Genomic DNA, 25,961 nt, shown 5'->3' with positions numbered 1-25,961 from the left:
ACGTAGAACAAACCCGCTCAGCGCGCCCGGTTTACCGTGAACTGAACCGTCTCGATCAGAAGACGACGCAGTTCGCTATCCGGGAAAATGGACAGGGCTTCAACAGCCGCATCCGCATAGACCTGCGCCCGGGCGATTGTCGTGTTGATCGCACCTGTCTTTGCAATCAGTTCCAGAGCGTGAGGCAGATCAGCTTCGGTCTGCTCGCCTTCTCCAATAACGCGCTCCCAGAAAAGCCTGTCTTCCGGTGAACCAGCCTCGTAGGCGGCTAGGACCGGCAGAGTAATCTTGCCTTCCCGCATGTCATCGCCAACGGTCTTGCCCAGAACCTGCTGGTCTGCGGCATAATCAAGGGCGTCATCAACAAGCTGGAACGCCATGCCCAGATTGGTGCCGAACTGTTCCAGAGCATCCTCTTCGGCATCCGGGCGTTCGGCCACAACAGCACCGACGCGGCAGGCAGCCGCAAACAGCGCAGCGGTTTTGCCGTGAATGACTTCGAGATACCGTTCAACAGGCGTCGTGAGATCATTCTGCACAACCATCTGAAGGACTTCACCCTCAGCAATTGTCGCAGATGCATCTGACAGGATCGCCATGACCTTGAGAGAGCCGTCTGCCGTCATAAGCTGGAACGAGCGGGCGAACAGAAAATCCCCAACCAGCACGGAGGCCTTGTTACCGAACACGGCATTGGCGGAAGCCAGTCCACGACGCAACGTGCTTTCATCCACAACGTCATCATGCAGAAGGGTCGCGGTGTGAATAAACTCAACGCAGGCTGCAAGACCGACATGACGCTGATGATCCGGCCCCGGCTGATAACCGCAGAGACGTGCAGAGGCCAGCGTCAGCAACGGACGAAGGCGCTTGCCTCCAGCGGCGACAAGATGGGCGCCAAGCTGCGGAATCAGGGGAACCGGGCTCTCCATTCGGGCGATGATCGCACGGTTACAGGCCAGCATATCCTCTTCAAGGTAGGCAGAAAGCGCCGATAGCGCACTCTCGCCCCCCGCACCCTGAACCACAGCTTTATCAACGGTCACGGCGGCATCCGGTGCGGCAGAATCCAAGGGTCTTTACTCCAGTTCCTGCAAAATGTCCCGGGACTGCCCAGGACCATGCAGGCACGATATGATATGGCGCAGTCCCGTTCGTTCTTCCTGTATGGAAAAGCGACCGGGCCATGTTCACGCCGGACGACAGGTTGGAATGACCATATGAGCGGCAGCAGGAAGGCGGTCAACCCATTGCAGCCCCTTAAGACCTCCCTGACCAGCACTTCCTCCCTTTCTGAAAAAGAAAGGACCGGAACATTACTGGACGGACGACTCCGCTACACGCAGTTCCGGCAGGGATATCGCACGGGGCTGGAACCTGTCCTGATGGCTGCGGCCATTCCCGCAAGAGCGGGTGAGACCGTCCTTGAAGCGGGCTGCGGCGCTGGAGCCGGATTACTCTGCCTTGCAACTCGTATAGCGGGTGTAAGCGGAATTGGCCTTGAGGCAGATGGCGACACGGTGGAACTCGCTGCTCACAATTTCCTGAACAACCCCTTTCCAGACTCGCGGACACACCTGTCTGTCGTTCAGGCCGTTCTGCCAGACATTCCATCTTCCCTGCGGGCAAAAGCTCCCACAGCCAATGGCCGCTTTCATCATGTGATGGCCAATCCTCCCTGGCACAGTGCCCACGGCACCCCGTCCCCGGACGAACGACGACGCCTTGCCCTCAGCACAGCAAACAGCGACCCACAGGCCTGGATTTCAGCCCTGAGTCGCTGGGTTCTCCCCGGTGGGACACTGACGTTCATCATATCCACGGCAATCGCAGACAGAGCCTGTCAGACACTTCTGGAAAATGGGTGTGGCTCAATCCAGTTCTACCCCTTCTGGCCCAAACAGGGACGGGAGGCGAAGCTGGTGCTGGTTCAGGCTATCCATGGCGGAAAGGGTATTTTCCGCTTGAAGCCAGGAATGACCCTGCATGAAGAAGATGGCTGCTTTACCGCTGCGGCCGAACGGGTCTTGAGACTGGGGGAAGCTCTACCCTGAAGCTGGCCTCCCCCAGGTAAATTACTCGAAGACGCTTCCTTCGAAAGCTTCTTCCCATGTGCCAGATGTAGAGGCCCGGGAATATTCGGTAGAGCGGTTCTCGAAGAAGTTGGCATGCTCAACAGCGTTCAGCATGTCGTCGATCCATGGCAGCGGGTTTTCTTCCACGCCATAAACCGGGTCCAGACCAAGCTGTGTCAGACGGCGGTCTGCAATGAACCGGATATACGTTTTCACGTCCGCCGGCGTCATGCCCTCGACTGGCCCCATTTCGAAGCACAGATCAATGAACGCATCTTCGTGCTCAACGGTCGTCTTGCAGATCTGGGTCAGTTCTTCGCGGAAATCTTCCGTCCACAGTTCCGGGTTTTCACGAATGAACGTACGGAACAGGCGGATCATGGACAGACAGTGCAGCGTTTCATCACGCACCGACCAGGACACGATCTGCCCCATGCCCTTCAGCTTGTTGAAGCGCGGGAAGTTCAGCAGAATCGCAAAGGAAGCGAAAAGCTGAAGCCCTTCCATGAACGCACCGAAAGCCGCCATGGTCTTGGCGATTTCGCGCTTGTTCGCGATGTTGAAGGACTGCATGAAATCATACTTGTCCTTCATCTCCTTGTACTTCAGGAACGCGGAATACTCTGTTTCCGGCATCCCGATCGTATCGAGAAGATGCGAGTAGGCCGCGATGTGAACCGTTTCGATGTTCGAAAAGGACGACAGCATCATCAGCACTTCGGTCGGTTTGAAGACCTGGCTGTAGTACTTCATGTACGCTGAGTTCACTTCCACGTCCGACTGCGTGAAGAAGCGGAAAATCTGCGTCACGAGATGGCGTTCGGCTTCCGTCAGCGTGCGGTGCCAGTCCTTCACGTCATCAGCCAGCGGCACTTCTTCCGGCAGCCAGTGAACGCGCTGCTGGGTCAGCCATGCGTCATAGGCCCAAGGATAGCGAAACGGTTTGTAAACCGGGTTCGCGGTCATCAGGTCATAGTGCTCGGGTGCTGGCGTTTCACCAGCAGTCGGGGTCGGGTTGCTCATGACCTTACTTTCCTCAAAGACACGTTCCCCCTGTGACCAATCGCCCTCTCCAAAAGGAAGGCGGACACATGAAAATCCGTGTTTTTCAATACCTTAGACAATCTGGAGACCATGATCCGGGTGCAGTTCTGCTCAACCCCGGTCATCCAGAATCATTCTGGGAGGGATCATAACGTCCGACGAGGCATCAGTCGACATTCCGTTCTCTTGTGAGACGAAAACACGAAGGTTATGCAAGCAGTGCAACCCTCCAGGCGGAACCTCCATGCCCCAGAAACCGCGCTGCTTCTGGCCGCGCTCCCATCTTCTCGCGCTCGTCCTTCTGCCCATCTCCGTTTATCTGCCCGAATGGCTCGGATTTTTTTCTACCGATCCGATGATGACGACGTCCTTGATGGTCTCGAATGCCGCGGCAGCTTCCAAAGCGCTCATTCCGGGCAACCCTGGTTGGATTGACGGGTGCGCCGGGGTTTTTGTGGAAGCCCTTGGGCGACTGGTCGCACGGGACTGGGCGCATGGTATTATCCCCTGGTGGAATCCCTATAGCGGGGTTGGTATGCCGCTGGCCGGCGAATACCAACCCGCCGCGTTTTTTCTTCCTTTCGTGCTGTTTCTGGGCCTTCCGAACGGCTTACTGATGATGAAGTGCACGCTTCAGATCATCGCCGGACTTTCAACATATGCCCTCCTGAAACAACTTCGCCTTGATGCACGCGCTGCCCTGATCGGCGCACTTCTCTATGCCTTCAATGGAACTTACGCCTGGGCTTCAGACGGCCCCTCCGAGCCAATCGCCTTTCTGCCACTCGCGCTTTATGGGGTAGAACGCGCCCGCACGGGAAACTGGGGCTGGCTGGCTCTGGGGCTGGCCTATCTTCTTCTGGCGGGATTTCCGGAAACGGCTTTTCTTCTTGGACTGATCGCTCTTGGGCAGGCGGTTCTCCGCTTTTTCCAGACGGGCTCAGGCAAGTTACGCTTTGCCCTGCATATTACCCTTGGCGGCATCACGGCGGGCCTGATTGCTGCTCCACAGCTTCTGGCTTTCCTGACTTTTCTGCCTCATGCCGATGTTGGCTTTCATGCCGGGATCAATGATGATGCGCTCCCTCATCAGACATGGGCCATGCTGCTCTTCCCTTACATCAACGGCCCCATATTTTATGGGGCGGAACTGGATGCATGGTATGCCTTGGGGGGATATTGCGGTCTTGTTGTTCCATTTCTGGCCCTGTGTGCAACAGGGGGGAAGAAAGAACGTGCACTGCGCTTCCTGCTACTTGGCATCATCATCGCTGTCGTTAGCAAACAGGCTGGCGTTCCTTTTCTGACCCAGCTTGTGGATCTGATTCCAGGGGTGGGACACACGGTTTTCTACCGCCTGTGCGAACCCATGGTGGAAAGCTGTTTGATCCTGCTGGCGGCTTTTACGCTGGATGACATGTTTCGGGGCATATGGCGGCGCAATGCGCTTGTGCTCTCCGCTTTTATACTCAGTGCCCTGGTTATAGTGGCGTATCTTCTGGACCGTTCGGCACTGGAACGACTTCGTTCTTTTTCCGCCCCCCCGTTCTCCTCACACACCTATGCAACAGGCTCGCTAATTTTTGGACTGCTTTGCCTCATTGCCGCTCTGGCACTCTCCTGGTGCAGAAAGCCTCCCATGGCCTTGGGACTTATGGCCCTTTGTGAAAGCCTTGCCCTGTTCGGTTTTCCTCTTCTCAGCGCCTACCCGGAAGCCCCCCGTCCCGATCAATCCCTCATCACCGCCCTTCGAGCAGAAACCGGACTTCAACGTTTCGTCACTATAGGCCCGGTCGAACCAAATTATGGTGCATATCTTGGCATCGCCTCCATCAACCATAATGCCATCCCAACGCCAAAAGCATGGATCCAGCGACTGAGACAGGATTTCGGTTCCAAGGTCGATTCCGTAACCTTCAATGGGTCCTACCCATTTACCGAAAGCGGGGACGCCTTTCTGGAAACTTTTCTGGCAAACCGCCCGGATCTATTTTCCAAGCTTGGCGTCTCGGCCCTTCTGGTCATGCCGGGGCAGGGTCTGCCCAGCATCACACCCTTTTCTCTAAAAGATCGTCAGCCTGGTGGATTTCCCCTGATTCCAACATCGTCAGACGTCAGAATTGACATTTCCTCCTGGGAAAAGCCTTCCAGCAAACTGGCCCTCCTCCAGTTGGGAACCTACAGCGGTCATTCAGACGGCTTTCTCGCCCTGTCCATCTGTTCCGATCAGGAATGCGCTACGGGTCAAGCTGCATTGAAACAGGCAAAGGATAACGGTCTAGCAGCGATTGAGCTGGACAGAATGATCCCGCCCGATGCCCGGACCCTGACATTGAGTCTCAAGAACGCAACTACAGGCGTGATGATCTGGTCCACTGTGAAAGATCAGATCGCCTGGCCACGCATTCGTTTCGAAACAGAAGCAGTGCGCGAAACTATGATACCCGTTTTACAGACAGCCGCCGGAGACCTGGTCCGACTGAAGAACCCGGCTCCCTATTTCGAGACCGAAGCGCCTTGCGCTTTAACGCCGCTGGACCGGGAGACTCTTTCTGCACAATGCGAGAAACCTACTCATCTGATCCGCCGGGAAATCATGCTGCCAGGCTGGAAAGCAGACATAAACGGGACTTCCATCATTCCAGGAACATGGGATGGATTGTTTGAGCGTATCCCTCTCCCTGCTGGTAACAGCCAGATCCACTTCCATTTTGCCCCTCCCGGAGCAACCTTGGCATGGATCGCCACAGCGTTGGGGATGATCCTGCTGATCATGGGGTTCCGCCGCCGCACTCACCGGACCTGAAACGCCCTGCACAAAAAAATCCCAGCCCTCGAATGAGGAACTGGGATTTTTCAGCAGATTGTGTCGACTGACCTTACTGACAGGCGAGGCATTCTTCGTAATCACCACTGCTCATCTTGCCGCGCGGAGCAGCCTGTGCCGTGGCTTCATACTTCTCGTCTTCCAGAATATCGCTCTTCACGGCCAGCGTGGAGACCGCATCAGCACGCTGCACCGACAGGGAACGGCAATAATACAGAGACTTCAGGCCTTTCTTCCACGCCTGGAAGTGGATCTGGTGTAGGTCACGCTTATGCACATCTGCGGGCAGGAAGAGATTGACCGATTGTGCCTGACAGATGAACGGCGCACGGTCTGCGGCATGTTCGACAACCCAGCGCTGATCCAGTTCGAAGGCCGTCTTGAAGACGTCCTTTTCATCCTGTGTCAGGAAGTCCAGATGCTGGACTGAGCCTTTGCTCAGAGTGATGTCAGACCAGACTTTGTCCGTGTTCTGGCCGCGCTCTTCAAGAATCGTGGTCAGATGACGGTTACGGACCGAGAACGAGCCGGACAGCGTCTTCTGAAGGAAAACGTTGGCGCTGATCGGCTCGATGCCCGGGCTGGCATTGCCTGTAATGATGGAAATGGAGGCCGTCGGAGCAATCGCCAGCTTATGCGAGAAACGCTCCATGAAGCCGTATTCTTCGGCATCCGGGCATGGGCCACGCAGTTCCGCCAGCTTCTTTGAAGCTGCATCGGCCTGGGCGCGGATATGCTGGAAGATCTTCTTGTTCCAGACCTTCGCCATCACGCTCTCGAACGGGATCATCCGAGCCTGAAGGAAGGAATGGAAACCCATCACACCGAGACCAACAGACCGCTCACGAGCAGCAGCATACTTGGCACGCGCCATGTCATCCGGCGCACGGTCGATAAAGTCCTGTAGGACGTTGTCGAGGAACAGCATGACGTCCTCGATGAACTGCGGATCGTCTTTCCACTCGTCCCAAGTTTCCAAGTTCAGGGAAGACAGGCAGCAGACAGCCGTACGATTCTTGCCGTGATGGTCAATCCCGGTCGGCAGCGTGATTTCTGCGCAGAGATTGGAGGTCTTGACCTCAAGACCGGCCAGCTTGTGATGCTCCGGACGGGCGCGGTTCACATGGTCCGAATAAATGACGTACGGCTCGCCCTGCTCCATGCGGGCCGTCAGGATACGGATCCAGAGCGCGCGGGCCGAGACCTTGCGGATAATGCTGTGATCCTTCGGGGAGAGCAGAGCCCATTCCTCGTCAGCCTCGACGGCCCGCATGAAGGCGTCCGTAACCAGCACGCCATGATGCAGGTTCAGGGCCTTACGGTTCGGATCACCACCCGTCGGGCGGCGCATTTCCGTGAATTCTTCGATTTCAGGATGCCAGACCGGCAGATACACAGCCGCAGACCCACGACGCAGGGAGCCCTGTGAGATGGCCAATGTCAGGCTGTCCATCACGCGGATGAAAGGAATCACGCCGGACGTCTTGCCGTTACGGCCGATGTTCTCACCAATCGAACGCAGATTGCCCCAATAGGACCCAATCCCGCCGCCCTTGGAGGCGAGCCAGACGTTCTCGTTCCAGAGACCAACAATGCCTTCAAGGCTGTCTTCAGCTTCATTCAGGAAGCAGGAGATCGGCAGACCACGAGACGTGCCACCATTGGACAGGATCGGCGTGGCTGGCATGAACCAGTGACGGGAAATATAGTCATAGATGCGCTGGGCATGGCCCTGATCGGCACCGTAATAGGACGCAACGCGCGCAAACAGATCCTGATAATGCTCACCGGGCAGCAGATAGCGATTGTCCAGCGTCGCCTTACCGAAATCCGTCAGCAGGGCGTCACGTGAACGATCCACCCGCACGGCATGGTGACCGGGAAGCTGGACGACATCGTCGAACATATCCGGCGTTTCGTCCCCTTCCCCAACAGCAGGCTCACCAACAGGATGGTCAACAGGCGGTAGCACGTCATGCGGTCGGTCGGCCGTGTGTGGCGTGTCCATCGTCACGTCATGAAGTGTCATTGCGCTCTGCTCCGGCGGTCTGTTTTTTTCGATTTGATGACCCTCCAATTCCACACTCGCCGGGCTCACTGCAAGCGAACTCTTCGCTTGCAAAATGGAGAGACCTGTGAATTTGGAGTCATCCATATCTAGGGGCAAAAATGATCCACACCCCTATATATTGGGGCAATCGCAGAAAACTGCCATGAGTTCCCATTCATCCCCAAGCAGTTTTCGGACCGTGACATCACAACCACAGAGGGAAACGATTTTAACGGCAACCGAAGACCGGCTCCTCACGTTGGAGACCCCGACCCCAACACGCGGAGAGCGTCTCATGACCATCAACAAGAAAGCTTCGGCTCACTGGAGCGGCACCATCAAGGAAGGCAAAGGCACCATCTCGACGCAGAGCGGCGCCCTTCAGGATCAGCCTTATGGTTTCAACACGCGATTCGAAGACAAGCCAGGCACGAACCCGGAAGAACTGCTCGGCGCGGCCCATGCGAGCTGCTTCACAATGGCGCTATCTCTGATTCTCGGTGAGGCAGGCTTTACGGCCGACTCTCTCGATACGGAGTCGACAATTTCCCTGGATAAGGTTGGTGATGGCTTTGCCGTTACGAAGGCCCATCTGACGCTTCGCGGCGTGGTGCCGAACGCGACGGAATCTGACTTCCTTGATGCTGCCAACAAGGCGAAGATCGGCTGCCCGATGTCCAAGGTTCTCAATACAGAGATCACCCTGGACGCCAAGCTCGCCAGCTAAAACTGAGAGGTTGGGATCAGTTATTCCAGCCGCACTGCGCATTATTGCGCAGCAGATGGTCTGCCAGAACACAGGCCATCATGGCTTCCGCCACAGGCACGGCACGAATACCGATACATGGATCGTGCCGTCCCTTGGTGCGAACCTCCACCGAATCCCCTGCACTATTAATGCTGGGCACCGGCGTCAGGATCGAACTGGTTGGCTTGATGGCAAAGCGGGCCACGATCGGTTGCCCTGTGGAGATACCTCCAAGGATGCCACCCGCATGGTTTGACGCGAACTGCGGCCCCGGCGCGATCGGGTCCGCGTTCTGCTCACCACGAAGAGCAGCGACGGCAAAACCATCACCGATCTCAACGCCCTTTACACCGTTGATGCCCATCAGAGCACCGGCAAGGTCTGCATCCAGTTTGCCATAGACTGGCGCACCAAGACCCGGCAGCAGGCCTTCAGCAACAACCTCAACAGTCGCCCCGATGGATGATCCATCCTTGCGAATGGAGTCGAGCAGCTCTTCCCATGGACCAACGCTTGCAGCATCCGGGCACCAGAGCGGGTTTCGCTCCACTTCGTCCCAGTCCCACCGGGTCGGATCAATCGTCTGACCGCCGATCCCTGTCAGGGCCGCGCGAATCTTCACGCTCTCCCCGACCAGAGTTTTCAGCAGCACACGGGCCACGGCACCGGCCGCGACACGCATGGCCGTTTCACGAGCGGACGAGCGACCGCCCCCGCGGTAATCGCGGATGCCATATTTCAGATCGTAAGCAATATCGGCATGGCCCGGGCGATAGCTCTGGGCAATCTCACCATAGTCTTTCGACCGCTGATCCGTGTTCTCGATCATGAGCGAAATGGGCGTGCCAGTCGTCTGGCCTTCAAAAACCCCCGACAGGATCCGGACCTGATCAGGTTCCCGCCGCTGGGTCGTAAAGCGGGACTGCCCCGGCCGACGACGGTCAAGCCAGGGCTGGATATCCGCTTCGGACAGCTTCAGGCGGGGCGGGCAGCCATCCACGACACAGCCAATGGCTGGCCCGTGGCTCTCACCCCAGGTGGTAACACGAAAAAGTTGCCCGAAGCTGTTGTCTGACATGTCAGTCCCCGGAACTGACAGCTGCGATATCCGGAGCGGCCGGGTTCTTCATGCCAACCGTGTGATAGCCGCAATCCACATGATGGATTTCGCCCGTCACGCCGCTGGAAAGATCGGAGAGCAGGTACATGCCCGAACCGCCAACATCCTTCAGGGTCACGTTACGCTCCATCGGGGCGTTGAGCTGGTTCCAGCGCAGGATATAGCGGAAGTCACTGATACCATTGGCCGCCAGCGTCATGATCGGGCCTGCGGAGATACCGTTCACACGGATATCGTCACGACCAAGGTCAGCCGCCATGTAACGCACGGAGGCTTCAAGAGCGGCCTTGGCAACACCCATAACGTTGTAATGCGGCATGACGCGCTCGGCACCGAGATAGGTCATGCTCAGGAACGAGCCGCCGGCATTCATCATGGCAGACGCACGACGGGCGACGGACACGAAAGAATAGCAGGAGATATCCATGGCCTGCAGGAAGGCATCACGCGGCGTGTCGATGTAACGGCCACGCAGGTACTGCTTGTCAGCAAAAGCGATGGCGTGAAGCACGAAATCAATCTTGCCCCATACCTTTTCGATCTCATCGAACGTGGCGTCGATTGCAGCATCATCGCTGACGTCACAGGGCAGAACCAGGTCAGAGCCAACGCTCTCTGCCAGCGGACGAACGCGCTTGCCAAGAGCCTCACCTTGGTAGGTAAAAGCCAGTTCGGCCCCCTGAGCAGCACACGCGCTGGCAATCGCCCAGGCGATGGAGTGCTTGTTCGCAACGCCCATAATGACACCGCGCTTACCCTTCATGAGGGTCCCGGTCACGGGAGCCGGGATGTTGTCTTCTGTTTCAGACATTGGAGGTTTCCTGAATCGCATTGGCGTATTAGCGCCGTGGTCGCACAAGAGATGCCAGCAAACAAGAGTAACACGACACTCAATGCCTCTTCGACGGCAGTTTTCAGCCGCAGTGTGGATTTCCAGCCCATGAGACAGGTCAAGGCATCTCTTCTTTCGTCCTCTATATAATGTAGGCGACACTATATTCGGGACCGTCGATTGATCGGCTCTGTTCCGGGAACCGGGCGGAACCGCTATGGTTCTTGTCCTGCCCTTTCGGGTCCGTCCCCGCTGCTTCAGGAGACTTCCATGCCCTCTCAGCCCCTTATCGATCTGACTGCCGATCCGTTCGCACTATTCGCGACATGGATGTCAGACGCGGAAGCGTCCGAGCCCAATGATCCCAACGCCATGGCTGTTGCAACCTCGACACCCGACGGTCTTCCCTCTGTGCGTATGCTTTTGCTTAAGGGCATGGATGAACAAGGTTTTGTTTTTTACACAAATTTAGAGAGCCACAAGGGTCGCGATCTGCTGACCAACCCTCATGTCGCCCTGCTGTTCCACTGGAAATCCCTGCGTCGGCAGATCCGGATCGAAGGACCGGTTACGCAGGTCAGTGAAGAAGAGGCGGATGCGTATTTCGCCAGCCGCTCGCCCATGTCCCGCCTTGGGGCCATTGCCTCTGACCAGTCCCGCCCCTTGGATGACCGCAGCACTTTTGAAGAGCGCCTGAAGGCAGCGGAAGAAAAATATGGCGATGGTCCGATTCCGCGCCCGAGCAACTGGACCGGTTTCCGCGTCAGTCCAGACGCCATCGAGTTCTGGCAGGACCGCCCTTTCCGCCTCCATGACCGTGCATTATGGACTCGTGATGGATCCGGATGGAACGTCACGCGTCTTTATCCGTAAAGAGACAGAACATCCTTTTCCATAGGTGGGGAGCCTTACGTTATGCTTATCGAAATCAAGAATATCCTTCTCCCCCTCACCGGGGCCGACGACCTTGACTCTGTCATGTCGGTCGCTCTGGACTTTGCACATCGTTTCAACGCGCATCTTTCTGCTGTCGTTGTCGGATCAGATCCGACCGAAGTGGCGACACTGGCTGGCGAAGGCATTTCTGCCGGCATGGTCACGGAAATGATCGACGCGGCAGCTACAGAAGCCCATCGTCGTGCCATCAAGATTCGCCACAGCTTCGATACTTTCGTGCATCAGAACGGCATCCGCCGCGTCGAAGCCTCCAAAATTGGCATGACTCTTGGAGAAGGCGTCAGCGCCAGCCTCGAAGTCCTGGACGGAACGGAGCATGACGCCCTGACATGGCGTTCACGTCTGGCGGATATGACGCTCGTGCCGAATCTCATTTCCGCTACAGACCCCCGGGCATCCGAGACGCTGCACGCCATTCTCTTTGATAGCGGCCGCCCGCTTGTCATTGCGCCGCCGATCGTTCCCAAGACCGTTGGCCGCCGCATTGCCATTGCATGGAATGGTACGCCTGAGGCGTCCCTCGCCCTGCGTTGTATCCTGCCATGGGCGCACACGGCAGAAGCAGTACAGGTTCTGACCTGTCAGGAATATCAGCGCCGCGGTCCGACTGGCGACGATGTAGTCCGTTATCTGCGGATGCACGGCATTTCCGCTACAACGCAGGCCTGCGATCCCATCAACAAGGACGTCGGTGCGGGCCTGCTCAAAGGCGCTGAAGATTTTGGCGCAGACATGCTCAGCATGGGCGCTTACTCTCACTCACGCCTGCGCCAGATGATCCTTGGCGGGGTGACACGACATATTCTTGAGAACATGAAACTGACTGTTCTCATGAGTCGCTGACATCAGATCATGCGTCCTTTCCGGGTGTTCTGCGTTGAAGTCGTCATCTGACGTTTCACACAGCCCTCCGGAAAGGACGTTCCATGCTTTCCCGCCTAGCCGCTCCGCTTTTCTGTCTTGCCGCTGTTACAGGCGCATCTGCTCAGGCCATGGATAGCCGCCTTTCAGCGGATATCTCCTCATTCACTCTTCAGGAACCGTCGGGCCAACTAAGCCTGCATCTTGTTCCTTCCGCCACGCTGATCTCGGGCTACAGCAGCCCGTTTTATAGCCGCAACCCGCAAACAGGCAGCATAACACTTCATACTGATGGTCTTCAGCCGCCAGTCCGGGGCACAATTGCCCCCGAGACCCTCCTGCGCGAAAATTCAGCCTGGTACTTCCAGCAGACTTCTTCCGATCTGGAAGCCGCCCTGCACATCGACCGCATCCCAAAGAACGGCCGTATCACCATTGGGCGTCTGACGTCCCAGCAGGGGGCCATTGCCGAACTCAGAGTCGAAGGCGACAGGGTCTTGGCCATTGTCAACAACGGAACATCCACCCAGAAAGTGGTCGCTGGCACCGTCTATCCGCAACAAACCGTCCGCTATTCCATCCACACAACACCTAATGGTTTGCTGTTGATCTCCGTTAACGGGACAACGAGCCATTTCTCGCTTCCCTCTGCCGCAACCACACAGGCCCTGTGGTTTGAAGCCATCGCAGGCGAACAGGGTTTCCATAGGCCGAGCCACTCGGACGCAGCCCGCGTAACGTTCACGGGACTTCAGGTTCACCATCAGGCAGCCTGACAATCTGTCACAGAGTTTTGCGAGCCAGCCCGGACCATGCTACCCGACTGCCCATGATATCGCCTGCGCGCATGATCCGTATCTGGCTGGGTGCCAGCCTGCGTTCCACACGCTGGCAGGTCAGCGGCTCAAAGGACTCCAGGGATCTTCTGCTACAGCCAGATCAGGGATTGGTGGTCGCTTTCTGGCACCGTTCCCTGACCCTGGCTCCGGCGCTCTGGTTCTGGGCAACCGCTCATGAACCTCGCTTGAAACTCAGAGTTCTCATCTCCCGGAATGCCGATGGCCTGCTGATTGCTGACGCCGTCCGTCCATGGGGAATTATTGGCATCCACGGATCGTCTTCCAGAAAAGGCAAAGACAAAGGGGGCGCCGCTGTCATGCGCACCGCGCTCCGGGAACTAAAGGATGGTGCTTTCGTCGCCATTACGCCTGATGGTCCCCGCGGCCCTGCCGAAGATGTCCAGCCTGGCGCAGTGGCGCTCTCCCGTCTGGCAAAATGCGCTGTTATCCCCATTGGTCTTGCCTGTAACGGCATCCATCTGCCCTCATGGGACAGAATGCTGTTTCCGCTGCCTTTTGGCAGAGGATCACTGGTTGCCGGGGCACCACTTTTCCAACCCGATGCAGAAACCTTGAAGAAAGCGCTGGAAACGGTTTCTCAACAGGCTGAAGACACTGTGCGACGACAGAATTTTTCCGTCATGGATCGGCTCTGGGCCATCATCGGAACACTTCTGGCCCCGTCCCTAACCATCATGCTTCGTCTTCGCGTCCACCGGGGGCGTGAGTTACCGAACAGATTGCGGGAACGCATGGGTCTGGGTGGTGGTGTGCGACCAAATGGGAAACTTCTCTGGATCCATGCCGCCAGCGTTGGAGAGACGCTTTGTGCCCGTCCGCTGATGGACGATCTGCTTGAACGACAGCCCGACCTGAAAATTCTGTTCACAACGGCCACAGTCACCGGGGCGGAAATCGTCACCGCACATCCGGAGTTTGGCAAACGTGTTCTCCATCGTTTCATTCCTCATGATGTGCCGCGCTGGTTTGGTCGCTTCCTCAAACGCTGGAAGCCCAATGGCGCCGTTTTTGTGGAGAGCGAACTCTGGCCCGGGATCATTACAGCCTGTTGCCGCCAGAATATTCCCACAATGGTCGTCAATGGCCGATTGTCGGATCGTTCCGCACATCGCTGGGCCAAGGCAGGACCTTTGGCGCGCCGGATGTTTTCACGCCTGAGTTGGGTCGCGGCTCGCGGGGCAGAAGATGCTACACATTTTCGCAGTCTTGGTGCCAATCCGGTTTATGAAGACGGAGATCTTAAACAGGATGCCGCCCCTCTGTTTTGCGACGAGCAGGAACTGAAGCGCCTGAAAGCCCTCATCGGTGATCGTCCGGTGTTTGTGGCGGCCTCCACGCACCCAGGCGAAGAAGACCTGGTTCTGGAAGCCGCAGCAATCGCGCGGCAGAAGACACCTGATCTGCTGACCATTCTCATCCCCCGTCATCCTTCCCGAGGCGAAGAACTGGCACAACAGTTCGGGCTAAACCGTCGGCGGTCTCAAGGTCAGGACCCAGACGCCACAACCTCCGTCTGGATTGCGGATACGCTCGGAGAACTAGGGCTGTTCTACCGACTGGCAGACAGTTGCTTCATCGGCAATTCTCTGGCTGGCAAAGGCGGCGGACATAATCCGTTCGAGCCTTTGCGGCTGGGGATCCCAACCGCGACTGGCCCGTTGATGACCAACTGGCGTGAAGCCATGATCCTGCTTCAGGATTATCTTCACATCGTCAGGGATGTCGCTACTCTGGCAGAGTGGATGACCACAGCGCATGCCACAGCTTCGACGGGGGAACTTCAGCGCTCCGTAGTGTCGAAGCTGAGCCCTCGCATTCTGGAGACACTTGAACGATGAAGCTGCAGGCTCCGCGATTCTGGTCCGTTCCCCGGATAGGACCTGCCGCGTTTCTGCTGCGTCCGTTCGGAACCATTGCGACGCGCCTGACACGCCGTCGTCTCAAAAAATCCGGGTTTCAGGCCCCTGTTCCTGTCCTGTGCTGCGGCAACATAACAGTCGGCGGAACAGGAAAGACTCCTCTGACCCTCGATCTGGTCCAGCGCCTTATTGAGCGTGGACATCATCCTCATATTCTCAGCCGTGGTCATGGCGGACGCGAACGTGGGCCACTGGAAGTCAATCCCGGCCGGGCCAGCGCCAGGGATGTGGGCGATGAGCCCCTCTTGCTCGCCCGTGCCGCACCGACATGGATTGGGCCCGATCGGGGCCAGACTGCACGCCTGGCCATTGGTCAGGGGGCCGACTGCATCGTGATGGACGATGGCTTCCAGAATGCGAGTCTGCAGAAGGATGTTTCAATTCTGGTTGTGGACGGCACAGTCGGCTTTGGAAACGCACAGGTGATGCCGGCTGGCCCATTGCGTGAACCGGTCATGGACGGGTTGAAGCGGGCACAGGTCGTGGTCATCATTGGCGACGACCGTCACAATCTTCTGCTGACCCTTCCGCCATTCCTGTTCAAAACGCAGGCCCGACTTGTTCCCGGACCAGAAATCCGGGGTCTTCAGGGGCGTCGCGTGGTGGCCTTCGCGGGCATTGGCCGGCCGGAAAAGTTCTTTTCCATGTTGCAGGATGCCGGCGTAACTCCCGTACGCTCCCTGCCCTTCCCGGACCATCACACCTATTCCAACAATGATATTCAGCGCCTTGAAACGCTGCGCCGGGAATCCGGCACCACTCTGGTGACCACAGCCAAGGATGCGGTCAAACTTCCTCCTGCCTTTCGGGCGCAGGTCACGGTCGTCAATGTCGAGCTGCTCTGGGCAGACCCCAAGGCACCCGACCATATTCTGGATCTGCTTTTTCCCCTGTCATGACCTCTCTTTCATACCGGGCAGAAGCCCTGATCGTGCGCATCCTGCTGGGCGGGCTCCGCATTCTGCCACCTTCCGTGGCCTCTACCCTCGGTGGATCGGTAGCGCGAACAATCGGTCCACTTTTGCCAGTTTCCAAAGTAGCGGACCAAAACCTGCAGATGGCCATGCCGCAGATGACCCGCGACGAACGCCGCAAAACCGTTCGGGACTGCTGGGACAATCTGGGGCGGACCGTTTCGGAGTTTCCCCATGTTGGACGCCTGAAACAGAACACGCCCTCTGGTCCGGGATGGCAGGTTGAAGGGGCGGAACATCTCGAAGCTGCCAAAGCCACGGGACGACCGATCATTTTCTTTTCCGGCCATATTGGGAACTGGGAACTGATGCCTCCGGTCGTAGCCCGCTTTGGCATGCCATTCGCGTCTTTCTACCGTGCGGCAAGCAATCCCACTGTGGATTCCATCATCCATGCCCTGCGCCGGGAGGCCATGGGGGCCGACGTCCCCATGTTTCCAAAAGGCTCCAAAGGAGCACGTGCAGCCCTCAGGCATCTCTCAAAAGATGGCCATCTCGGCGTGCTGGGCGACCAGAAAATGAACGATGGCATCGAAGCTCAGCTCTTTGGCCGTCCAGCCATGACAGCTTCGGCTACGGCAGTGTTTGCGCTGCGTCATAACGCCCTGATCGTGACGGGTCATGTCCGCCGCGATGGTCCGGCGAGACTCGTGCTTGTTGTGGACGAACCGATTGACTTTCAGCCAACAGAAAACCGGCAGGCCGACATTCTGTCACTGACACAGCGCCTCAACGACCGGCTTCAGGAATGGATTGAGGAGAAGCCAGGATCCTGGCTCTGGCTTCACCGCCGCTGGAACAAAGACCTGTATCGGAATATGACAACAAGATGTTGAGATATGCGTTTTTCGCATGGCAGATTTGCCACAGTCGGGAAAGTTTATGTCGCCAGACCGGGTTTTGACGTCATTTAAGATTGTGAAAGGCCCCGTTTGGATTTTAGCCTGACCTTATCGCAATCACAGGGCTCTTCTGCCCCGCTTTGATGAGGACTTACCTGATGGCGCAGGCAACTCCCCTTCTTGACCTTTCCCCCGTTTCCATGGGTGGGAATGTCATTACCCTGAGACAGGGTGTGCTTCCCCGCCACCGTGAATATCTGTCCCGGTGGCTCGAAGCTGGTATGCGGATGGGTCTGTTCGATGCAGAGATCACTCCGGTCGACTCTGGCGTTACCAATTTTGATGGAACGACCCCGATCGAGCATGTTCTTGTCTGGGTCCGTGAGAATCCCGACCCTGCCTACATGCTGCGTCCACAAGGCATGCGCTGGGTTCTGATCGACCATCTGCGAAATCACGAACTCGGCAGCTACGCCAGCTTCGAACTGGCTCTGCACACCATTCGCCCCGTCCTGCCGCTGGCAGAAACATACGCCGCCTGACAGCGCTTTGAGGCATCAAACGGCCTCTTTCTGCTGTTCCCGGCGTCTTGGCCAAAAGCAGGCATAAAAAAACACGCGCTGGTCGCCGCAGACGCGTGTTTCTTCCTTTAAGAAATCAGATGCTTTCTTAGCTCGGTCGGGCCGCGATATCCCGCGATGCCGGAACAATAATCCGGGCGCCCCCGCCACGCTGGATCTGGTAGATCGCCAGCGCGCGCGTCACATGCCCATCCGGACGCAACCGGAACAGACCATCTACTCCCATATAACCATCCGGCCGTGTCAAGGCTGCCGTCGTAGGGCCACCCTGCTTCATCAGGCTTCCAGCCAGAGCGGCCGCATCATAGGCAAAGTCCGTGACTGGGGACGGTGTCTGCTTGTAGACGGCCTTATATTGCCCGACATATCCGTTGCGATCCTTGGCGTCTGGCGCAGCGTACCAGGCACCATGCAGCGCACTCAGCTTGCCATCAAACGCCTTCCAGAGCGCCGGCCCCATGATCTGAACCTGACTGGCGTCAATGTGATCATCGCGCAGAGCCGTAATGATATGCCCCAGTTCCATACCGGTGTCGGCCAGAACCAGCGCGTCAAACGGCGGCGGCGGAACAGGAGGGGCTGCAACAGGCTGCGAAGGTACTGCCTGAGCCGGAGGCGCAGCAGTAGCCGAATCGGGAGCAGCTTCTGCGGTCGGGTCAACAGCAGACGGACCGGGTGGCATTGTCAGCGCAGGAGCAGGAGGCTGACGGTTCGCGATATCCGACAAACTCTTCAGGCCATCATCAATACTCTGGGCATCCATTGCGTGGAAAACGATCTTCGGCTCGTTCAGACCGTCATCGCGACAGGCACGCTGAAGACCCTCTGCCATGGCGTGACCAAGCGCATTGTCAGGCAGGAAAGCAGCAAATGTTTTGCGACCCGTCGCCCGTGCTGCGTCCACCATGCGGCGAACCTGCTGCTCCGGCGTCAGACCCATGACCCAGACGCCCGGACGCGCCTGTGTCGAATCGCTCGTGAACGCCAGGACAGGCTTCCCTGCTTCCACAGCCAGTGGCGCAACAGCGGCCGTTTCCGTAGCGGTCAACGGCCCCAAAATCATCGCATCACCACGGGAAAGCGCATCATGAGCGGCCTGCGCAGCGCCCCCTGCGGCGTTGCTGTCATGAATATCCAGCGCCGGCGACCCTTGGGCAGAAAGAGCAAGCTTGGCGGCGTCTCGCATACGACCACCAATCGCTCCGTAGCGCCCCGTCAGCGGCAGAATCAGGCCCACGTCATGCGCGCCCGGCGCCTGGCTAGAGCCAGGAATACCGCCCACACCGGGGATCAGCGAGGAGCCTCCGCCCGAGCAGGCAGTCAGCGTCAGGAAGGTTCCAGCGGCGAGGCCAGTGCTTACACCCTTGCGCAGACGGCTCATCGGTCCAGAATAGGGCCTTGAGTTCGTCACCGAGGATGCAGATGTCCGAAAAGTCATGTTCCGCTGAAACTCCCTTGAGCGATACGGCTGAAATATTAACGGCCGCCCCGCCATCGGAGCATGGCCCGAAAGTGGGGGGACAACTGATATTGGTTGCGACGCCAATCGGCAACCTGGCCGATATCAGCGAACGCGCGATAGAGACCTTACAGAGCGTTGAGGCGATTTTATGTGAAGATACGCGGGTTACGGCAAAATTGCTGATGTCCCGCAACATCTCCACGCCCACCAGAACGCTGCACGATCACAACGAACAGGATCGCACCCCGTTTCTCATTGAAAAACTTTCTGCAGGGGCACGATACGCCGTCGTGTCAGACGCGGGCACCCCACTGGTCTCAGACCCGGGCTACCGTCTGGTGCGCGCAGCCATTGCCGCTGGTATTCCCGTTACGGCCATTCCTGGCCCGAACGCGGTCATCACTGCTCTGACCCTGTCTGGCCTGCCCCCCCTACCCTTCATGTTTCTGGGCTTTCCGGCACCGCGCAGCGAAGCTCGCAAGACCGGCTTTGCAACGCTCCGCGCGGCCGAACAGGCTGGCATACGCTCTACACTGATCTGGTATGAAGCACCGCATCGTCTGGTTGAAACACTGGAAGATCTGGTTGAGGTGTTCGGGCCAGATCGCGAGGCCGCCGTTGGTCGCGAACTGACAAAGCGTTTTGAGGAAATGGTGCGCGGAACGCTCACAGAAGTGCTGGCTCATTTCCAAACCACAGCACCGCGCGGAGAAATCACGCTTCTGATTGGTCCATCAGCAGAAGATGACAGTGGCGCGGATGATCTGGATACGCATCTGCGACAGGCGTTGGAGAGCCATTCAGTCAAGGATGCTGCAACGCTTGTCGCCGGGATCGTGAAACTGCCGAAGCGCACGGTTTATGCCCGTGCGCTGGAACTCTCAAAAGAGATGAAGAGCTAATTCCTCACTCTTCGGATTTTGGAAGCGTGAACAAAGACTGGGACACGCTTCCACCCGTCTTTACATCCGACAGAGCAATGCGGGTCGTTCGCCCCTGCGCATCTACAACTTCCCATCCCAGAAGAGCCAAAGGCGCCTCCGAAAACACGAGGGTCAGGTTCCCCTCACCCGGGTTATCGGTTTTCTCAACCTGCAGATGGATCTGATCGCTTTTGCGCTCGAATCCCGTAACAGTCACGTCCCCAGACAGTTTCAGGTCAGGGCGAAGCAGAAGGCCCAGGGGGGTGCGGTCCAGCGGAATGACCGTGACCTGTCCGACGCTACGATCCTGAAACACGACCTTCCCGTCATTCGCGACCAGTAGAAGCGGGCTTGGGCTGTCATAATCGAAACGCATCCGCCCCGGACGATCCAGCGTCGCCGTGCCACCAACGGTTTTGCCATCGGGAGCAATCTGCTGAAAGCGGGCCTGAAGGACCGTAATCTGACCCAGCGTATCCTGAATACGGGCAATCCATCCCTGATCCACAGGACGAAGCTGCGCCGGAACAGCCTGCGCCAGAGCAGGAAACGGGAGAGCAGCAACGGACATGAAAGCGCTGGCCACAGCCGCGCGAAAGAAAAGACGGTTCATCATCCCTCTGGAACTACCGATCGGGGAACGGGTTGCAAAAAAGCACCCGCTTTCCCGATTCATAGTGCCCCCCGATAAAAACCGGAATGTTCAGCTTCAGATCGAAGCTTCGCGGAACAGCGGCTTCACGCTGCCGCCCCATGCGCCCTCATAAAGGGCCAGCCAGTATTCGGCCTGATTCGGGCCACCTTCTGCAATCAGATGCAGCGGATCGAGGAAGTGAGCCTCATTACGAACACGCGCCCGAAGTCCCTGCTCTGCCAGTGTCAGAACCCGCTTGGCCAGAGCTTTCAGACCACCCGGGAATTCAGCCTGCATTCCCTTTGCGGGCACATCGGCACGAAGCTGCTGATAAACCTCCCAAGGCTGTTCCAGAACCAGCTTTTCAGCCGCTTCCAGCGTGGCCGGATCATACAGAAGACCAACCCAGAGTGCGGACTGCGCCACCATCATCTCCGGCTTACCAGCATCCGCGCCACGCATTTCCAGGAACTGCTTGAGCCGCACATCCGGGAACGCAGTCGTAAGGTGGTCTTCAAAATCGCCGATGGTCGGGGTCAGACCTTCCAGACCGGGCTGCGCCTCGCCATTCAACCAACGACGGAAGGAACAACCACTCACGTCGATATTCTTTCCATCGCGGGCGACGAAATACATCGGAACGTCCAGCGCCCAGTCGACATACTTTTCGAAGCTGAAATCTTCTGCGAAGAACAAGGAAGGCTGACCCGCACGCTGATTATCAGTGTCCGTCCAGATGCGGGCACGGTTGGACATGAACCCGTTGGCCTTGCCTTCCACGAAAGGCGAATTGGCAAACAACGCCGTTGCCAGAGGCTGAAGCGCCAGAGACACACGCATCTTGCGGGCCATATCCGCTTCGCTGCCAAAATCCAGATTAACCTGCACGGTGCAGGTCCGCGTCATCATGTCCAGACCGAGGCTCCCGACCTTCGGCATGTAATTCCGCATGATGGCGTAGCGGCTTTTGGGCATCCACGGCATGGCATCCCGGCCCCAGAGCGGCTGGAACCCAAACGGAAGGAAGCCAATTCCAAGCTCGGAAGCCGGCCCACGAATCAGGTCAAAATGCTCCTGCATTTCAGTCTGCGTTTCTTGAAGCGAGACAACTGGCGCACCCGAGAGTTCAAACTGCCCCGCAGGCTCCAGGGAAATCGAGCGACCTTTCTGGCTGTTCTGACCAGCCAGACCAATCAGCGCCTCTCCATCATGAATCGGCGCCCAGTCCGGTCCTTCCAGCTTCTGAAGAAGAGCACCAATACCCTTAGGTTCGTAGGGAGGAGCCGATAGCGGCTCACGCCCGTCATCCTGTCCCGGTAGCACAAACCCGAACTTTTCATGCTCGGTGCCAATCTTCCACTCAGACTGCGGCTTGGAGCCACGCTCCAGAACCTCGACGAGCTGCGCCCGATTCTCGATCGTTGCGCTATTGGACGTGCCGGGATTGGACATGGCGGTTTTGCCTCGGTTTAAAATCGTTGTTCGATATTGATTGAACTTGTAGCAGGTCAGACGATCCTGTCACCCTCACGCGCCACGTCTGAGCGCCAGACGGGACAGGCCAGCACAAACAGCAGTCTCGGCCCGCAGCACAAGCGGCCCCAGCGTCAGAGCATGGACAGCAGGATGACGTTGAAGCAACAGAACCTCGGTGTCAGAAAATCCGCCTTCCGGTCCAATCAGCAGCGCCGCTGCTTTCAACGGACCGTCTTCACCAGGCCGACGCTCCAGCGCCGCAAAAAGCGGCTTGTCATCTGGCCAGGTAGAGAGAACGGTTTTCAACGGTTCAGGCGGATGAATCATCGGAATATCCAGCCGCTCACATTGTTCAGCAGCCTCGGACGCAATCAGGGCAAGACGGTCCAGATTCAGACGATGGGTATTGGTTCGTTCCGTAATGACGGGTCGAAAGGCGGTCACGCCCAGTTCCGTACCCATGCGGATCACAAGCTCTGTCGCGTCCCGCTTCAACGGCGCGAACAGAAGCTCCACACCGTCCGTTGGCTGCGGAGGACGCTCCATTGCCCCAAGGACAATTGTCCCACGGTCTTTGCGAAGGGTCTGGATCGTCGCAGCCCACTCCCCGTCCGTCGCATTGAAAACACGAACAGCGTCTCCAACAGCATGTCGCATAACATTGCCCAGATAATGGGCCTGACCAGCAGGAAGCGGAAGTTCCAGCCCTTCCGTGAAGGCGACATCCGGAACTTCAAGATAAAGACGGGGATCAGATCGGCTCATCCTTTTCCGATAGCGCGCTCCAGCCATTGACGGAAGCGCCTCCGCCACGCATCAGGGATTTCAATGAGTAAGACGAGCCCCCATACCGACATCCATCTGGCCGGCCAAATCGGCCGCCTGCCCGAACCTTGGCGGTCCTATGCCCTTCTGGCCCGACTGGATCGCCCGTGGCCTACATGCCTTTTGCTGCTTCCCGGCGTGTGGGGGCTTTTCCTTGCGCCAGAGGCACCGCTTGAGCTTCGCGTCCTCTACACGGCACTCTTCGCGTTCGGCTCCCTTGTCATGCGGTCTGCCGGATGTGTCGTGAACGACATCTGGGACCGCGATATTGATGCCAAGGTTGCCCGAACAGCTGGCCGCCCCCTAGCCAGTGGCGCACTTTCTCTGAAACAGGGGCTCAAACTACTTGCTGCCCTGCTGTTCTGCGGTCTGTGCGTTCTGCTGTGCCTCCCGGTCGCCTGCTGGATTTTGGCACCTTTTGCACTGGTCCTTGTCGGCCTCTACCCAGCAGCAAAACGAGTCACATGGTGGCCTCAGCTTGTCATGGGCTTCACGTTTGGTTTCGGGGCCCCCATGGGCTACGCTGCGGCTGGTGGCCGCCTGGATGGGAACGGAGCTCTGCTCTATGGCGCCGTCATTCTCTGGCAGCTTGGCTTTGATACCATCTATGGCTTTCAGGACATGGATGATGATGCACGCATCGGTGTGCGCTCCACGTCCCGCCTTATGGAAAAGCGTGCGAAACCCTTTATCGCCACCTGCTATAGCCTGATGCTGCTGGCTCTGGGGCTGGTCGCCATTCACGCCCATCTGCACCTTGGCTTCTGGGTGTTCTTTGCAGTGGCAGGTCTGCTTCTTCTTCAGCAGGCCCGTACGCTTAACCCCTACGACGCACCGAACTGCCTGCGCCAGTTCAAACAAAACGTCCCGATCGGTTTCCTTGTGGCTCTTGCCTTCATCTGCGGAAGACTTTGAACACCATGCCCGTCAGACTGCAGGACCCCGCGGCATTCATCCGCGACAACACGGCAGTCGAAAGTGCCGGACTTGTTCCGGAAATCGCCCTGCATCTGGCAACAGATATCACCCCCATTTGGCAGGCCAGCGAGGCGTTTCTTGAAGCGCATGGCATTGAGCCGCCCTTCTGGGCCTTTGCGTGGCCGGGCAGCCAGCTTATCGCACGCTATATTCTGGACAACCCTGAGCGGGTTCACGGCAAGCGTGTTCTGGACGTCGCATGCGGATGCGGTCTAGCCGCCATTGCTGCAGTAATGGTCGGGGCATCTGCTGTAGAAGCCAACGATATCGATCAAATGGCTCTGGAAGCCACTTCCCTGAACGCCACACTGAATAGTGTCACGGTGACGCTTCTTGCTGGAGATCTGGTAGGCTCAAAGCCTGACTGCGATCTCTTGGTCATCGGAGACGTCTGTTACAACGAAGCCATGGCAGCACGCATCATGCCATGGCTGCTGGAATGTGCCCAGCACTGCGAAGTCTGGCTCTGCGATCCCGGACGCCATTACGCACCAAAACTGGATCTGGACATTCTGGTTCAACAGAACGTCCAGACCACTCAAGAGCTGGAAAGTACCGACCAGCGCACAACAACACTCTTCAGTCTGCGAGGTATTTCCGCCCAAGGCTAAGAGCGGATCCTGTCAACGCGGCGATCATCGCGCCGCCGAGGCAGATAAAGGCTGGGTGGGAGAAGATTGTGAAAAGGGCAGCCACGAGCAAGGCGCCCGTCGTCTGCCCTCCAAGACGTGCGACTGAGAGCATGCCACTGGCCCCACCTTCCCGACCAGCAGGGGCCGACACCATGATGGCCCGGTTATTGGGAGGTTGGAACAGACCAAAACCACACCCGGCCAGCAGGGTTCGCCACGCAATCGCAGCATTGCTCGCATCCAGCGGCAACAGCCAGAGCAGCAGAAAGCCAAAAGCTGTCAGCAGCAACCCCAAGGAAGACAGCACAGAGGCAGGAAAGCGGTCAGCCATTTTCCCGACCACAAATGACATTACAGCCACGCCAACCGCCCACGGCGCAATCAGAAGCCCGATCGTGGAATCGCCACGATGAAAGGCTGACGCCAAGGTGAAAGGCATGGCGACAATATAGAGGTTTGAGGCCACAAAGCCGAGAAATCCCACCAGACAGGCCAACAGAAATGGCCGCCGTGCCAGAAGATCCACAGGAACAATCGGCTCTCGACGCCCCTTCTGATAACGGAGCAGAAGCCACCAGCAGATCAGGCCCGCGCCGGTCAGCAACGATCCCGGTAAAAAGTCGCCATGCATCAGACCATCTAGGCCGATGCCAAGTAACGCGAAAGAAGCCACGGTCAGGATGGAGCCGGGAATATCAGCCTGCGTTTCGCTTCGGGGCGTTTGTGGCAGAGCAAAATGCGCCATGGCGAGAGCCGCCAAGGCCAGAGGCAGATTGATCCAGAAAATCCATGGCCAGGTCGCGACCGAAAGAACAATCGAACCAATCGTTGGCCCTAGAGCCACTCCAATACCCACAAACAGACCATTCAGGGCAATGCCCTTACCAAGCTCTGCATGAGGATAAATGAACCGTACGAGCGCGATATTCACGCTCATGATGCACGCCCCCCCAACCCCCTGGAGGGCCCGGGCCAGCGTCAGTTCCAGCAGGTTCTGGGACAGGGCGCAGCCGACAGACGTGATGAGAAACAGGAAAATGCCAATCTGGCTCATACGGGCAAAGCCTACCCGCGACCCGAAAGACGCCAGAGGCAAGAGACAGGACAGGTTGGCCAACTGATAGGCATTCACCACCCAGATCGCCCGCGAAGACGGGGCATTCAGATCATGGGCGATGGAAGGAAGCGCCACGTTCGCAATGGCGTAATCCAGAACGGAAAGCAGCAGTCCAAGCAGAACGGCTGACATGGCTTTGACACGCTGGGCTCCGTAAAGCCCAGCGTGTCGTTGGTGGTCGCAGTCGAGATCTTTCTCGCCAGCGGCAGCGACTTTCATCACGA

Annotated in this window: 23 protein-coding genes; 13 read left to right on the top strand and 10 right to left on the bottom strand. The window is 57.8% G+C overall.

Annotation, left to right across the window (positions count from 1 at the left end; all coding sequences use genetic code 11):
• Positions 1-17: 17 nt before the first annotated feature.
• Positions 18-1,073 (bottom strand): polyprenyl synthetase family protein, encoded by a 1,056-nt coding sequence (locus J4P41_RS02920; RefSeq protein ID WP_010502434.1) that lies wholly within the window; start codon positions 1,071-1,073, stop codon positions 18-20.
• Between the two features lie 48 nt (positions 1,074-1,121).
• Here J4P41_RS02920 and J4P41_RS02915 point away from each other — a divergent pair, with 48 nt between their 5' ends.
• Entirely contained in the window at positions 1,122-2,054 is a 933-nt protein-coding gene (locus J4P41_RS02915) for a tRNA1(Val) (adenine(37)-N6)-methyltransferase (protein WP_426066044.1), read from the top strand.
• A 21-nt stretch (positions 2,055-2,075) separates the two neighbouring features.
• On the opposite strand, the gene J4P41_RS02910 is transcribed toward J4P41_RS02915, so the two are convergent.
• Complete coding sequence (locus J4P41_RS02910; RefSeq protein WP_023945411.1) at positions 2,076-3,098, bottom strand: ribonucleotide-diphosphate reductase subunit beta; 1,023 nt, start codon at positions 3,096-3,098, stop codon at positions 2,076-2,078.
• Positions 3,099-3,363: 265 nt separating this feature from the next.
• On the opposite strand from J4P41_RS02910, the gene J4P41_RS02905 reads away from it, so the two are divergent.
• Positions 3,364-5,925, top strand: a complete 2,562-nt coding sequence (locus tag J4P41_RS02905; RefSeq protein ID WP_426066043.1) for a hypothetical protein — start codon at positions 3,364-3,366, stop codon at positions 5,923-5,925.
• A 73-nt stretch (positions 5,926-5,998) separates the two neighbouring features.
• Here the strand turns inward: J4P41_RS02905 and J4P41_RS02900 are convergent, their stop codons facing one another.
• Positions 5,999-7,852, bottom strand: a complete 1,854-nt coding sequence (locus J4P41_RS02900) for a ribonucleoside-diphosphate reductase subunit alpha (RefSeq protein WP_226993245.1) — start codon at positions 7,850-7,852, stop codon at positions 5,999-6,001.
• Between the two features lie 439 nt (positions 7,853-8,291).
• On the opposite strand from J4P41_RS02900, the gene J4P41_RS02895 reads away from it, so the two are divergent.
• On the top strand, positions 8,292-8,723 hold the full coding sequence (locus tag J4P41_RS02895) for an OsmC family protein (protein ID WP_061931748.1): 432 nt from the start codon (positions 8,292-8,294) through the stop codon (positions 8,721-8,723).
• Positions 8,724-8,739: 16 nt separating this feature from the next.
• On the opposite strand, the gene aroC is transcribed toward J4P41_RS02895, so the two are convergent.
• Both aroC and fabI read right to left on the bottom strand, forming a co-directional pair.
• The gene (gene aroC / locus J4P41_RS02890) at positions 8,740-9,822 is read right to left on the bottom strand and encodes a chorismate synthase (protein WP_426066042.1); all 1,083 of its coding nucleotides are present in this window, start codon (positions 9,820-9,822) and stop codon (positions 8,740-8,742) included.
• Between the two features lies 1 nt (position 9,823).
• Positions 9,824-10,675 (bottom strand): enoyl-ACP reductase FabI, encoded by an 852-nt coding sequence (fabI, locus tag J4P41_RS02885; RefSeq protein ID WP_015074825.1) that lies wholly within the window; start codon positions 10,673-10,675, stop codon positions 9,824-9,826.
• 291 nt (positions 10,676-10,966) lie between these two features.
• On the opposite strand from fabI, the gene pdxH reads away from it, so the two are divergent.
• The 7 genes from pdxH to J4P41_RS02850 all read left to right on the top strand — a co-directional run bounded on the left by pdxH (position 10,967) and on the right by J4P41_RS02850 (position 17,651).
• Positions 10,967-11,569 (top strand): pyridoxamine 5'-phosphate oxidase, encoded by a 603-nt coding sequence (gene pdxH / locus J4P41_RS02880; RefSeq protein WP_426066041.1) that lies wholly within the window; start codon positions 10,967-10,969, stop codon positions 11,567-11,569.
• Positions 11,570-11,611: 42 nt separating this feature from the next.
• Positions 11,612-12,496, top strand: coding sequence for a universal stress protein (locus tag J4P41_RS02875; RefSeq protein WP_062016458.1), 885 nt, complete (start codon positions 11,612-11,614; stop codon positions 12,494-12,496).
• An 83-nt stretch (positions 12,497-12,579) separates the two neighbouring features.
• Complete coding sequence (locus tag J4P41_RS02870; protein ID WP_426066040.1) at positions 12,580-13,290, top strand: polysaccharide lyase family 7 protein; 711 nt, start codon at positions 12,580-12,582, stop codon at positions 13,288-13,290.
• Positions 13,291-13,361: 71 nt separating this feature from the next.
• Entirely contained in the window at positions 13,362-15,212 is a 1,851-nt protein-coding gene (locus J4P41_RS02865; RefSeq protein WP_426066039.1) for a glycosyltransferase N-terminal domain-containing protein, read from the top strand.
• Complete coding sequence (lpxK, locus tag J4P41_RS02860; RefSeq protein ID WP_061931736.1) at positions 15,209-16,192, top strand: tetraacyldisaccharide 4'-kinase; 984 nt, start codon at positions 15,209-15,211, stop codon at positions 16,190-16,192. Before J4P41_RS02865 ends, lpxK begins: the two co-directional genes overlap by 4 nt.
• Positions 16,189-17,103 carry a lysophospholipid acyltransferase family protein gene (locus tag J4P41_RS02855; protein WP_426066038.1) on the top strand — a complete coding sequence of 305 codons (915 nt, stop codon included), beginning with the start codon at positions 16,189-16,191 and terminating at the stop codon, positions 17,101-17,103. The genes lpxK and J4P41_RS02855 overlap by 4 nt, the downstream gene beginning before the upstream one ends.
• A 164-nt stretch (positions 17,104-17,267) precedes the next feature.
• Complete coding sequence (locus tag J4P41_RS02850; RefSeq protein ID WP_010502410.1) at positions 17,268-17,651, top strand: hypothetical protein; 384 nt, start codon at positions 17,268-17,270, stop codon at positions 17,649-17,651.
• A 127-nt stretch (positions 17,652-17,778) separates the two neighbouring features.
• Here J4P41_RS02850 and J4P41_RS02845 read toward each other — a convergent pair whose 3' ends face one another.
• Positions 17,779-19,071, bottom strand: a complete 1,293-nt coding sequence (locus tag J4P41_RS02845) for a penicillin-binding protein activator (protein ID WP_426066037.1) — start codon at positions 19,069-19,071, stop codon at positions 17,779-17,781.
• A gap of 149 nt (positions 19,072-19,220) precedes the next feature.
• Between J4P41_RS02845 and rsmI the strand changes: the two genes are divergently transcribed.
• Positions 19,221-20,054, top strand: a complete 834-nt coding sequence (gene rsmI / locus J4P41_RS02840; RefSeq protein ID WP_426066131.1) for a 16S rRNA (cytidine(1402)-2'-O)-methyltransferase — start codon at positions 19,221-19,223, stop codon at positions 20,052-20,054.
• Between the two features lie 4 nt (positions 20,055-20,058).
• Here the strand turns inward: rsmI and J4P41_RS02835 are convergent, their stop codons facing one another.
• The 3 genes from J4P41_RS02835 to J4P41_RS02825 form a co-directional block, all read right to left on the bottom strand.
• Positions 20,059-20,691 carry a LolA family protein gene (locus J4P41_RS02835; protein WP_426066036.1) on the bottom strand — a complete coding sequence of 211 codons (633 nt, stop codon included), beginning with the start codon at positions 20,689-20,691 and terminating at the stop codon, positions 20,059-20,061.
• Positions 20,692-20,784: 93 nt separating this feature from the next.
• Complete coding sequence (locus J4P41_RS02830) at positions 20,785-22,161, bottom strand: glutamate--cysteine ligase (RefSeq protein ID WP_426066035.1); 1,377 nt, start codon at positions 22,159-22,161, stop codon at positions 20,785-20,787.
• Between the two features lie 75 nt (positions 22,162-22,236).
• Positions 22,237-22,977, bottom strand: a complete 741-nt coding sequence (locus tag J4P41_RS02825) for a 16S rRNA (uracil(1498)-N(3))-methyltransferase (protein WP_426066034.1) — start codon at positions 22,975-22,977, stop codon at positions 22,237-22,239.
• 36 nt (positions 22,978-23,013) lie between these two features.
• Here J4P41_RS02825 and ubiA point away from each other — a divergent pair, with 36 nt between their 5' ends.
• On the top strand, positions 23,014-23,925 hold the full coding sequence (gene ubiA / locus J4P41_RS02820) for a 4-hydroxybenzoate octaprenyltransferase (RefSeq protein ID WP_426066033.1): 912 nt from the start codon (positions 23,014-23,016) through the stop codon (positions 23,923-23,925).
• A gap of 5 nt (positions 23,926-23,930) precedes the next feature.
• Positions 23,931-24,599, top strand: a complete 669-nt coding sequence (locus J4P41_RS02815; protein ID WP_426066032.1) for a class I SAM-dependent methyltransferase — start codon at positions 23,931-23,933, stop codon at positions 24,597-24,599.
• Here J4P41_RS02815 and J4P41_RS02810 read toward each other — a convergent pair.
• Positions 24,568-25,956, bottom strand: a complete 1,389-nt coding sequence (locus J4P41_RS02810) for an MFS transporter (protein ID WP_426066130.1) — start codon at positions 25,954-25,956, stop codon at positions 24,568-24,570. The genes J4P41_RS02815 and J4P41_RS02810 overlap by 32 nt on opposite strands.
• Positions 25,957-25,961: the final 5 nt, after the last annotated feature.

This window comes from Gluconobacter sp. NFX36 (assembly GCF_049887835.1).
Lineage (GTDB): Bacteria > Pseudomonadota > Alphaproteobacteria > Acetobacterales > Acetobacteraceae > Gluconobacter > Gluconobacter japonicus_A.
The sequence above is the reverse complement of the archived record's forward strand: the minus strand, read 5'-3'. Positions and strand labels throughout refer to the sequence as shown.